Here is an 11,060-nt window from a genome sequence, read left to right as displayed (position 1 = left end):
AGGCCGAAGCGTAGACTGGAAATGCACTTCTTCCCCCTCCCCCCCCTTTTTTTCACAACTGTTGCTGCAAAGCCTCCGGCTGAAACCAGATCTTATGAAAGTCCAGCCACCCCGATGAGTTGATCGACACACCTCGCAAAGACTTGTGAAAGAACGTAAGCGTCTTTTTCTGAACCAGATACAAGACAGCATCGTTTTCCTTGATCATCACCTCGATCTTGGCGAGATGGTGTTCCCTCGCAAGTCTGTCTGGCTCCTGCAAAGTCAAACAAATCTCCTTGTTGATCGCCCGAGCCAAAGCTTCATCGAATGCGGGGAGAAAGTAATTTTTTTGCAAGTACATCTCCAGCTCACTTATTTGATCATTGCTGAACACATTTCCGAACAACTGACAGTCATGTTCGGGTAAACAATCGCGATTCGCGAATTCAGACGGGTCTCTCACATCGACTTCCATGTGAATGCCGTAAGAACTGCATCGATCTTGAATCCAAAGCGCGTCTTCTTTATGGTAGGGTGTCGTCACGAGACGCAACGTTTCTCCCTGGTAGCCGCTTTCCTGTAGCAGGGACATTATTTCAGCATGGCAGAGCTGCTCGTTTTCCCTTGCTCTCACTTCCCTTAAAACAGGGTGATACGTGCGGAACCCTTTTGCTGGGTAAATGCGGTCTCCACCCAAATCGGCAATCATTTGATCCCGATCGATTAGCTGATCAAGCGCCTGACGGAATTTGAGGTGATTGTGCGGGCCGCTTTTCCATTGGTTAAAGACGAGCAAATTACAGCAGGAAAAAAATGACTCCAAATCACACCAATCCTGAGCGTCTCGGATGACTGCTTCTTTTAATGCTTGTGCTTTCGTCTGAACACCGTGTGACACCATGACAGACGCCCAGTTTGGTTCTTTTAAGCGACCCATGTCCAACTCGGGAAAGATCAAGATTTCCACACGATCTAACTGAGGTCTCCCAAGAAAATGGCCAGGAAATGCCTCTAGAATACAGATCCCCTCGTCAAGACGGACCAGTTGAAATGGCCCTGTTCCAATTGGCTTTTCTCCGAAGACTCCCTCATCCTTTCGCACGATTTCCTCGGGAACAATGCTTGCAGGAATCGTCGCCAACAGCCGCAGTAACAAGTAATTTGGTTCTTTTAACAGGATGCGCACAGTTCTGTCGTCAATGGCTATGAGTTGTTCTATGTCACGAAACATCCAGCTTGCTTCATACTGGTCTGGATGCAAGCGAAGCCGGTTCAGGGAAAAAACCACATCATGAGCAGTCAGTTCCCGTCCGTGATGAAAAAGCACGTTCTTTTTCAAATAAAAGGTCCATTCTGTGGCATCTTGGCTGCTCTCCCACGCGTGGGCGATAGAGGGCAAAATAGACCGACTGTTCTGATCATAATGGACGAGCGTATTGAAAATTTGTCCCGCCAGATGTGCATCGAAGTGGTAGTAAACCAAGCCAGGGTCCAGCGTCACAATCGTGCGGTACACGGGAAAGCGCATGATATCTTGGGAACGGTTCGATACCGATTGGCGTAAGAAGCCCATTCCTTCCGAAAGCCAATCCATGATCTGGTCTTTGACGGCTGCTTGGCCGTAGCGATTCATGAGCTCCATTGCTTCTTTGACGTCGCCCTTGTCTATTTGCAGCTTGACCTCAGCGAGGAGGATCTCATCGTAATCAGCATGAAGCGTCATGAGCGAGGCATTCCCTCGCCCGCGTCCAGCCTTCCATTCGATCCAATTCAGCCCCGCTAGTTTACGGACAATCAGCTTGGCGTAGCGGGGTGTACAATGCCAAATCCCAGCTAATTTTTCGATGGTGACAGGGAACGGCTTCCCGATGTCTTCTTGTTGAAAAAACGAACGAAGCTCTAAAAAATGCAGAACGGTAACCATGCAGGCCCCCATTTCTCAGATGAAAATGCATTCTCTAAAAGGTGATCGGATTCGTGCAAACCGAACCCTTTTTCCCCTTTTTCTAGTTCCATATACTGAAGATAACACGAGAGATAACAAACGGGAATGAGAAAGAGAGATGGGGAGAATGAGATTTCATCCGGTGGCATGGGGTGTCATTATCGGAACATTTTTGTCACGCACAGGCTTTTTTATGACGCTTCCGTTCTTGGGCATATATTTAGGAAAGGTAAAAGGAATTGATCCGGCGATAGTGGGCTCGATCCTGGCACTCAGCTTGCTGGTTGGAACGATCAGCAGCTTTGCTGGGGGAGCACTGTCAGACCGATTGGGCAGATATCCAGTGATGATCACTGCGATGGGAGCTTGGAGCATCGTCTTGATCGGATACGTTTTCGCGACGGAGACGTGGATGTTTTTTGTTTTAAGTGCTTGCAACGGTCTTTTTCGAAACGTATTTGAGCCGACAGCCCGCGCCCTGCTGGCGGATGTCACGCCGGATGATCAGCGGGCAGCTGTTTTCAACGCTAGGTATTTCGCGATTAACCTGGGTGGAGCAATCGGTCCGTTAATCGGCTTGCAACTGGGTGCAGGGAGCACATCCTTGTTGCCATTCCTCATCACGGCCATCATTTTTGCCGTGTACGCAGTTGTATTGGTGGTATTTATGGTCATGTTCAAAGAACAGCTCAAGAAGGATGTAGTTGCTGAACCGGTCACTATGAATCAGATGGCACGCATTGTTTTTACGGACAAAGTGTTTCTTTACTTGTTGCTCGGGAATTTGTTCGTTGCTGGTGCCTACTCCCATCTGGACACCACACTCTCCCAGTACATTGGGCATGATCGAATAGAGGCGTATTCCTTTTTATTTGTAGTGAATACCATCTCTGTTTTGGCACTTCAATATCCGCTCGCCAAGTTTATGAAGCGGTACTCATCAATGACCGCGTTGAAGCTGGGCTGTCTATTGTTTGGGCTGGGGCTGTTCGGTTTTGGGCTATTTACGGATTTGTTTTGGCTCTCCGTGTCGATGGTAGTATTTACGATTGGCGAAATCTTGTGCTTTGTCGTCGGAGATATCCTGATCGGAGAGATTGCTCCCCAGCATTTGCGTGGAGCGTATTACGGCGCCAGCGGTTTTGCCTTTCTTGGACAGAGTGTTTGTGCGTGGATCGGCGGGGTGCTGCTCCAGGTACTCGGCTTTGGACAAGGGCCGCTCATCTTCGCCACTCTCATGCTGTTGACCTTTATCGCGCTTCCGTTCTATCAGCGTGGCCAGTACTTATGGGAGCAGCGGCAACATCAAACAAAAAGCTGTGAAAAATCTTCACAAGTTATCATTTGAACAGGGGTGCTAAAATGAACAACATTCAAAAATTCAACGCGCTACATCAGACGGACGATCTCTTGTTTTTAGGGAATGCCTGGGACGTACTCTCGGCGCGATCTCTAGAGAAAAGCGGCTTTCAAGCAATTGGTACGACGAGTTGGGGAATCGCGGCGTCTCTTGGGTTCGCAGATGGGGAAAAGATCGATTTTGCTCTCCATCTGGCGATTATCAAAATGATTGTAGACCACGTCCACATCCCGGTTTCAGCAGATATCGAAGCAGGCTACAGTGAAGACGCTGATACCATCGTAGAAAATGTGTTGCGAACGGCTGACTTGGGCGTTGCTGGCATCAACATCGAGGATTCGTTTAAAACCAAGCCGGGGTTAAAAGAGACACGAGTGCAGGCAGCTCTGCTGCAAAAAATGAGAGTTGCTTTGGACAACCGCGGTTTTCAAGGGTTTTATATCAATGCGCGAATCGATACGTATTTTCGGAAGGATGATCCTTTCGAGGAAACGATTTCGCGAGGAAAAGCTTATGTGGAAAGCGGTGCAAGTGGCATATTTGTCCCCGGGCTATGTGCGGAAGAAGAGACGAGAAGTATTGTGCAACAAGTGCCAGCACCGCTGAATGTCTTGTCGCGGCCGAATTTGACGGACACAAATAAGCTGGCGGAGCTGGGCGTGAAACGATTCAGTATCGGTAACGATTTCTATGACCACATAGCCGCATACGCGAGTAAAAGTGCTGAACGCCTCATTCCCGAGAAAAACAGCAGGGCGCTCTACGAGGGATAATCTATGGAACCAGCGTGAAGCGAAATCATATTGCCAGAATCCCCCATCTTTCGTTATCATTTTTTGAGAGGAAAGATAGGGGGCTATGTCATGAGGCAGGTAGAACGAGAAAGAGGTCTAAGAAAAGGCACGATCCTGCAAAAAGCCTATCGAATCAAAAAGACCATTTCCACAAGTGAGTTGTCGAATGTGTATGTGGTCTACCATATGAAAAGCAAGCGGACTCTCATTCTCAAAGAGTTTTTCCCTCAATCATTGGCTATGCGAGATTTGGATCACGTAAAGGTTATGTGTCGCATGCCGTCATTAAAAAGCAAATTCGAGATGCTACTAGAAAGCTTTTGGCAGGAGGCATCCCTGCACAAAGAACTGAAGCATGCAAATATCATCGGATATATCGACCATTTTGCCGAAAATGGCACAGGTTATCTCGTCGTGGACTATTGCAAAGGGAAGACGCTGGATGAGTATGTATTCGCCCAAGCTGAGCTTGATGTGGGAGCATTTCTTCATCAGACGGTACTTCCGTTGTTTGACGGATTGGACTACTTGCACAAAAAAGGCATCATTCACCGCGATATCAAGCCTAAGAACATCTTGGTCACCGAAGCTGGCCAGCCTGTGCTGATCGATTTTGGCTCTGCGATCTACTTCGTGAGTGATGAACCCAAGCCGATTGTGACCACAGAAGGATATTCACCGCTTGAGTTTTACTCGGGTCAATCCAAGCAGGGAGTAGTCTCGGATATTTACAGCCTGGCTGCCACGCTGTATTACTGTCTGACCAAAGAGCGCCCAGTTGATGTGGCGGCAAGAGTTATTGAGGATCACTTGCCATCGCTTCGAACGATCAATCCTGAGGTTCCGCTGCTATTGGCGAATGTCATTATGTGGGGATTGGCCGTTGACTCGAAAAAAAGATGCCCCACACTCAAGCTGTTTGCGACAGCGATTCGTGCAGAGCATCTACTATGGAAGGGGAAGACGCGCTTCTCTCTTAGGAAGCTTCCTCACTAGATGATTTCTTAAAGCGAATTTCGATCTCCGTCATCCGATCCTCGAAGGTAACATACACCTTGTCGTTGTATTGGAGGACGAGCTTTTTATGTCGGGGCATGGCTTCCTTGCCCCGCTCAACTGTGCAATGACTATGATTGACCAAGAGCAGTGTCTGATTTTTTCCTGGCTGGAAGTAAATCTTCTGTGCTTCAGGCAAATGCTCATTCACATCCAAACTGGTGAACAGCTCCTGCAACGTGATCCGCTGTTTCTTGCCAAAGGAGGCGAGAGGCCAAAACTTGACAGGGATGTCGTTGCCGCTTGCTGTATGCAGGAAATATCCCTCAAGACGACCCACAAAGGCAGGCTTGGGACGTGTAAGCAGGTAAACACCGTAGCCGATTGCCGCTACGAGCAATACAATCATGCCGATGGTGATGTAGCGATCCCAGACCGAGTGCACGGTAATGACGAGCGGCCCTGTAACGCTTGCACCTTCCGTATCCGTCGCGGTGATGGTGATTTCTGATGTACCGCTTTTCTCTGGTGACAGCTTCAGAGCCGCGTCTTGAATCGTAGCGACGAATCGCTCGTCCGGATCAGCCGTGACGATCGTATAGGTCAGCTTGTCGTTATTGGCGTCTGTGAAGAACGAGCCCAAATCGATAGCCTGCTCTCCGTTTTCCTTCTCGATCGTCAAGGTATTTACCGAAGTAGCAACTGGCGCGATATTCGTAATGTCATATACGGTTGTAGCCGTCTCACGATAAAAGTCTGGGCCGTTCATAAAAATTCTCCACTCATATTTGCCCGTATGAGGGAAGACGTAGTCGACTGTAAAACGATCGCTAAGGTTCTTCATCGGGATCTTTTCTTCTTTTTTCCCCGCGAGATCGTTTACGATCAATTCTGCTTGCATGGATGCGTACACATCCTTGTCATCCAGTCGTTTGCCCCCCTCCAGATGCTGGAGATAGGTAGTGAACGTAGCAGGATTCCCCTTGATAACAGGTTCAGGCTTGACCTCGAAACCAGCCGTCAAACTGTAATTCCCCAGTAAATTGATTTTCACCAAATCCCCGGGTTTGCCTCGAAATTTTACGAGATAGTTCCCTTTCTTCGGCTTTTCTATTTTCATCAGCGAATATTTTTTTGATTTCATAAAATGAACATTTTGCGATTGATAGTACACTTGCGATTCCAGCAGCGGATTGTTGGACAACAGGATGATGTTCGCTTCCTGCATGCTGGCGTTAGGAATGGTCACAGTCACTTCCTGCAAGCCCCCGGTAGCTGTCATGGCTGCCACCGATACGAGCTGCGATTGAATATGCTTGGCAAAAATCTGATTGAAGATTTCAGGCAAATCATCCGTACTTTGTGTGACGAAGGAAGTTCCGTCGGTAGCTTCGGCGATTTTTTTCAATTGTTCCTTTTGAACGGAGCCATCGCTATTGAGGCCAATCGTATAGATTGGATAGCCTTGCGCTTTTGCTTTCGAGATAGCTGTCTCCACGTCCCTGTTGGAGCCTGCTATACTCCTGCCACTCGCATTTTGCCGCAAATCTGTTCCCCCGTCTGATAGAAGGATCAAAAATGGCTTGCGAGCCGGGTCCTTTGCTTTTTCAATCATCTCTGCCCCTCTGCGCAAACCAAGCCCTAAATCGGAATACCCGGAGTATCGCAAACCTTGAATCGTTCGCTTGAGCTGTTCCCGATCCCTTGCTTCGGCCATGCTCGCTAGAGACTGAGCTTGTACAATCCGATCATTATAGGCGACAAAGCCAATGCGGGTACGCGTGGCTTCACTCATGTCAATAAACATGCTCATGACTTCTGCGGCTGTTTTGCCAGGGTCGGTTTTGTTCATGGAATTACTCGTATCAATGACAAAGACCGCGTCCACTCCCGCATCTGCTGTTCCATTTGCCCCCGCAGAAAGGGGAGCGGACAAGAAGAGCATGGGGAGGAGCAGTCCGATGACCACCATTCGAAAAAGTGGCGGTAGAGAGAGGGTTGACTGACGATTTTTGTACATACATTCACCTTTTTTCTGAAAAAAATTTTAAAAAAGTTCATGACTTACTAAAATGGGACGATTTACCTATAAATGTTTCTTCGTATAAAAGATCGGTATCCTATTGCCGATGTATATAAAAGTTAATTACAGCCATTTATGTAAATATGATGTGAATGCATATGTCTCCCCAGCGGCAACTAGGGAGAATGATCTATCAGTCCTTGTGCTTCTTTCCTAGTAAAAGAGTGGACAAGGCAAGGTTCATCACTATTTTTCCGAAGAACTTAGGAAAGGAGACTCGGTGTCTTCAGCATAAAACGCAAATCCAAGAAAAGGAAGATTTGTGGCATAAAATGGGTCTAAATGCTGGGAATGGTCATCTAGACATAGGAAATTTGTCGCAATTTGCGGAATGTTGACAAATAATGCGGGCTACGTTTAATTTAGAGGCAAGATTTTTTGTTTGTTTTTGGTATAAATGTCACGGATTTCGTTTTTATTCGAGAAGTAGGACTCATCATCTATCAAGTAGGACTAAGTGGTTATGCAGACAACAGAAAGGGGCCATTTATGGACATTATTAACCAGACCAACCGAACCATGCTGTTCGAAGAGATCAACCCGGAAAAATTGGACCTGATCACCATTGTTGGAGATGTAAAAGGCATCGACAGTCTCAGTGACGACAAGATCAAAGAGATTAACGAGCATCTTCTCGTACGCAGCTTCGATGAGTTTTTGGACAAGTTCTCTCCAAGTGTGTATTCGTTCTACAATGCAGCGAACCAAAAGGTCATGTACACCTTGAAAAAGCCTGATGGAATTGCAGAGGATGCGATTTCCGAAATCAAGATCGATCAGAGCAACGACTTCTTGAAAATGCTGTTTACCCTGATCGACACCAAGCGCAGCCAAGGAATCACCAATGTGGATTTCAAATTCGAGAATTTGCTCGATATGATTTCCCCGAAAAAAGTGATGGATGACATCCGTCAGGTGCGCAAAGAGATTCACTACTTGTACGGTCATTACGAAAAGCTCGATGATGGCGATCCGAAGAAGCTCGATCTCGGTGACAAGCTGAACACGATGTTCGAGGATGCCAGCAAAAACTACAACAACGTCATGGCGATGCTACCGTTGGCGATTGAAGATATCAAAACACGACTGCTCTTGGGCGGCGCACAAGAGGAGAACCAATCCGAAGCGATTCAGATCGGTATGCTGACGATTGGGGAAGACGGTGAACTGAAGATCATCGAGGCACCGAAGAGTGACAGCCGTGAGCTGATGGTTCTCGATGAAAACAGCGGAAACGGACTGATGAACGTTTTCGAAGAGGATTACGAGTCGATCACTGAGACACCATCCTCCTATGTAAAAGATCTCGTGGTGCGCACCTTCTGCCCGCTGCCGACGGTACATACCGAAGTCAACATTGAGACAGAAGTACAGAACTACAATACGTATCTGGAGTTCTACAAAAATGCCAAGGACGACTTCGTAAAAACGGTGAAGCCTTTGGTTGAGAAAATTTTGGGCGTGAAGATGTACTTCGATCAGTACGTGACCAAAAACAAAGGCATGCAGCCTGCGATGCTGATCACAAACACGAAGCTCGACATGCTCGTGAAGTCCAGCAACATTCCACGCTTGGAGACATACCTGAACACAGTCAACGCGAAAAACGACTTCACGGATACAATCTGGTTCGGAATCGTTCCATCTGTTGATATGGATTCCGCCGGAAAAGCAACAGTGACCCGCGAGCGTTTCCGTGGTAACGAAAAGGTCGTCAAACAGGACGGCAATACGATGGAATCGCTCACCATGCTGCTCCAGGTCGTCAAGGACTTCAAGGTACAAGTGTTCTTCAGCTTCAGTACAGGTGAAGAAACGACCTTCAACAGCATGGCGACTGCGGGCATTGATAAATACATCGACAAGTGCGGAATCTTGGTGCGCAAAGAATTCAGTGAATTCGCGATCCCTTGCATTCCGAACTTCACGATTATTCCGAAAGACAAATCAGGAGTTGTCATCGACAGCAGAATGCTGCAAACCGAAGACGGCGTGAAGCTGTCCCAGGAAAAAGAAGACATCCTGAAGCTCTGGATCGAGGGAGTCTATGTCGGTGCGAGCTATGTAGCCGCAGGTGTTGTAGCAGCGTACCAATGTCCGGAATACTTGCGCGAAGCATTCAAAGTGGTTAGCCGCGAATATCCGGGTGTGCGCTTTGACATCGAAGCAGGTGAAAATGGACTGCGCGCTGTCACTACAATGGCCAAAGAAATCTCCGGCTTCACGAATAACATCAAAGATTCCATCAATCGCAAAAACTTTGGATTCGTCTTCTCTTCGGAAAATGCACAAATCCAAGGCAAAGATATCAAGCGAATTACGGTGTACAAGGCACGCAGCCTCGCTATGGCAGAGGACGGCTTTGATTCCATCTACAAAACACTGGTCAGTACTTATATCGAGCGGATTCTCCGCTTCCAGACTGGTGATTTCAAACACGACAATATCGTGAAGTTCTTCAGTAACAATCCGAGCAGCCAAAAAAGCAAATGGCTCGGCACGCGCGGTTTCGTGAACTCCATCATTCACGATGGTGATGACATGAGCTACATCATCGATGACAAGAGCAACCTGTGCCATATCGATCTGGTGTTCAACGGCAATGTGAAAAACCTGGAGGTCACCATCACCAAAGGAACGACTCCGGTCAAAGCATAGCCCCCGCCCTCTGGAGAGCTGTTTATGAAACTTTTTGACACATTACGCAGGTGGTTAGAGGTGTGTTTTCCAAAACGCACCCTTACACATAAGCCTCGAAGCCAATCAGGTAATTCGAGAGCAAGATTTCATTTCAAGGAGGTTTTATTCATGGGTTTTCGACTCAAAGTAGAAGGTTCTGAAACAATTGAGCTGGGCATGGACAACATTCAGACAGTGAAGTACGACACTGACACGCCAGACGATTCCAACGCGCGCTCGACAGATGTGGGTGCAACACTGAAACTGACTGGTAAAATCATCACGGCAACAGATGGTGACAGTGCGGATGACACCATGAAGCTGGCTCTCTGGTCTTTGGTACCAGCAGAAAAAGCGGATTGCTACCGCAAAGTGACACTGGAAGTAATCGCTGCTGATCAAGTGATCCGCAAAATCTACTTCCCGAACGCATTCGTAGTAGATTACAACGAGACCTTCGGTGATACCGAGGGTGTAGGAACATTCAGCATCTTCATCAAGCAAAAGAAAGACAAAACCGAACTCACAAAAATCGAAGGCGGCTACGCTGTTTAGGTTTTGAGAGAAGTAAGGTAGGAAGAGCCGTACCTCGAAAGCCGTGTTCGAGGTACGGCTCTACAAAATAAACAAAATCATTGCCAGACAGAGGGTGCGCGCATGAAAAATTATTATGAGATTCTGGGGCTAACCAAACAAGCTTCCACGAATGACATCAAAAAAGCATACCGACAACTGGCAAAGCAGCATCATCCGGATGTCAATGCCGGGAGCAGTGAGTCAGAGCGAATCTTTAAAGAAATTACCGAGGCCTATCAGACATTGCAGGACCCAGCCTTGCGTGAGGCATACGATGCACGTTACGAAGCTTTTCAGCAGAAGAAACAACAGACAGGCCATACAAGTGGCAAGAAACAAGGGCAAAGCAAACAGCAGCAAGCACAGTCTGTACCAGGTGTGAACTTCGAAGATTTGGGAAGCACCTTTGAACGATTTTTTGGATTTAATCCGAAGACAGGCGAGATGAATGACAGCATGAAGTCCGGCAAAAAAAATCCACTGGATACGACGGATATGTTTGAACAGTTTTTCCGCATGAAGAAAAAATAAGATGGAAAAATCGGGCTTGGATGACAGCTCTTTCATGACATAGAGGTAGTAGCAACCTGCTCCTGTCTTTGGATGGATGTCTATACATACACCATTCGCCCAAAGCTCGGAGCA

The 11,060-nt window shown here is 47.4% G+C and carries 8 protein-coding genes; 6 read left to right on the top strand and 2 right to left on the bottom strand.

The features are described from left to right. Positions 1-52 precede the first annotated feature (52 nt). A complete protein-coding gene (locus C7R93_RS20225) occupies positions 53-1,906 on the bottom strand; it encodes an SgrR family transcriptional regulator (RefSeq protein ID WP_106840502.1) in 1,854 nt (617 codons plus the stop codon). A 148-nt stretch (positions 1,907-2,054) separates the two neighbouring features. On the opposite strand from C7R93_RS20225, the gene C7R93_RS20220 reads away from it, so the two are divergent. The 3 genes from C7R93_RS20220 (at position 2,055) to C7R93_RS20210 (ending at position 5,077) form a co-directional block, all read left to right on the top strand. Then, positions 2,055-3,275: an MDR family MFS transporter gene (locus C7R93_RS20220; RefSeq protein WP_106840501.1), complete on the top strand. Its 1,221-nt coding sequence runs from the start codon at positions 2,055-2,057 to the stop codon at positions 3,273-3,275. A 14-nt stretch (positions 3,276-3,289) separates the two neighbouring features. Continuing rightward, positions 3,290-4,060, top strand: a complete 771-nt coding sequence (locus C7R93_RS20215) for an isocitrate lyase/PEP mutase family protein (protein WP_106840500.1) — start codon at positions 3,290-3,292, stop codon at positions 4,058-4,060. A 90-nt stretch (positions 4,061-4,150) separates the two neighbouring features. Further along, positions 4,151-5,077: a serine/threonine protein kinase gene (locus tag C7R93_RS20210; RefSeq protein ID WP_106840499.1), complete on the top strand. Its 927-nt coding sequence runs from the start codon at positions 4,151-4,153 to the stop codon at positions 5,075-5,077. Here C7R93_RS20210 and C7R93_RS20205 read toward each other — a convergent pair. Continuing rightward, the gene (locus C7R93_RS20205; protein WP_106840498.1) at positions 5,058-7,097 is read right to left on the bottom strand and encodes a VWA domain-containing protein; all 2,040 of its coding nucleotides are present in this window, start codon (positions 7,095-7,097) and stop codon (positions 5,058-5,060) included. The genes C7R93_RS20210 and C7R93_RS20205 overlap by 20 nt on opposite strands. 552 nt (positions 7,098-7,649) lie before the next feature. On the opposite strand from C7R93_RS20205, the gene C7R93_RS20195 reads away from it, so the two are divergent. The 3 genes from C7R93_RS20195 (at position 7,650) to C7R93_RS20185 (ending at position 10,946) form a co-directional block, all read left to right on the top strand. Next, positions 7,650-9,818, top strand: a complete 2,169-nt coding sequence (locus C7R93_RS20195; RefSeq protein WP_106840507.1) for a transcriptional regulator — start codon at positions 7,650-7,652, stop codon at positions 9,816-9,818. Between the two features lie 150 nt (positions 9,819-9,968). Continuing rightward, positions 9,969-10,394, top strand: coding sequence for a membrane-associated protease 1 (locus C7R93_RS20190; protein WP_106840496.1), 426 nt, complete (start codon positions 9,969-9,971; stop codon positions 10,392-10,394). Between the two features lie 102 nt (positions 10,395-10,496). Further along, positions 10,497-10,946 carry a J domain-containing protein gene (locus tag C7R93_RS20185; RefSeq protein ID WP_106840495.1) on the top strand — a complete coding sequence of 150 codons (450 nt, stop codon included), beginning with the start codon at positions 10,497-10,499 and terminating at the stop codon, positions 10,944-10,946. The last annotated feature ends 114 nt before the right edge of the window (positions 10,947-11,060 follow it).

The organism is Brevibacillus fortis (assembly GCF_003013395.1).
Classification (GTDB): domain Bacteria; phylum Bacillota; class Bacilli; order Brevibacillales; family Brevibacillaceae; genus Brevibacillus; species Brevibacillus fortis.
This window is presented reverse-complemented; position numbering and strand designations above follow the sequence as displayed.

Bases quoted from the DNA above. Each gene is read 5' to 3' on its own strand.
- C7R93_RS20225 (WP_106840502.1), bottom strand. From the start codon at position 1,906: ATGGTTACCGTTCTGCATTTTTTAGAGCTTCGTTCGTTTTTTCAACAA.
- C7R93_RS20220 (WP_106840501.1), top strand. From the start codon at position 2,055: ATGAGATTTCATCCGGTGGCATGGGGTGTCATTATCGGAACATTTTTG.
- C7R93_RS20215 (WP_106840500.1), top strand. From the start codon at position 3,290: ATGAACAACATTCAAAAATTCAACGCGCTACATCAGACGGACGATCTC.
- C7R93_RS20210 (WP_106840499.1), top strand. From the start codon at position 4,151: ATGAGGCAGGTAGAACGAGAAAGAGGTCTAAGAAAAGGCACGATCCTG.
- C7R93_RS20205 (WP_106840498.1), bottom strand. From the start codon at position 7,097: ATGTACAAAAATCGTCAGTCAACCCTCTCTCTACCGCCACTTTTTCGA.
- C7R93_RS20195 (WP_106840507.1), top strand. From the start codon at position 7,650: ATGGACATTATTAACCAGACCAACCGAACCATGCTGTTCGAAGAGATC.
- C7R93_RS20190 (WP_106840496.1), top strand. From the start codon at position 9,969: ATGGGTTTTCGACTCAAAGTAGAAGGTTCTGAAACAATTGAGCTGGGC.
- C7R93_RS20185 (WP_106840495.1), top strand. From the start codon at position 10,497: ATGAAAAATTATTATGAGATTCTGGGGCTAACCAAACAAGCTTCCACG.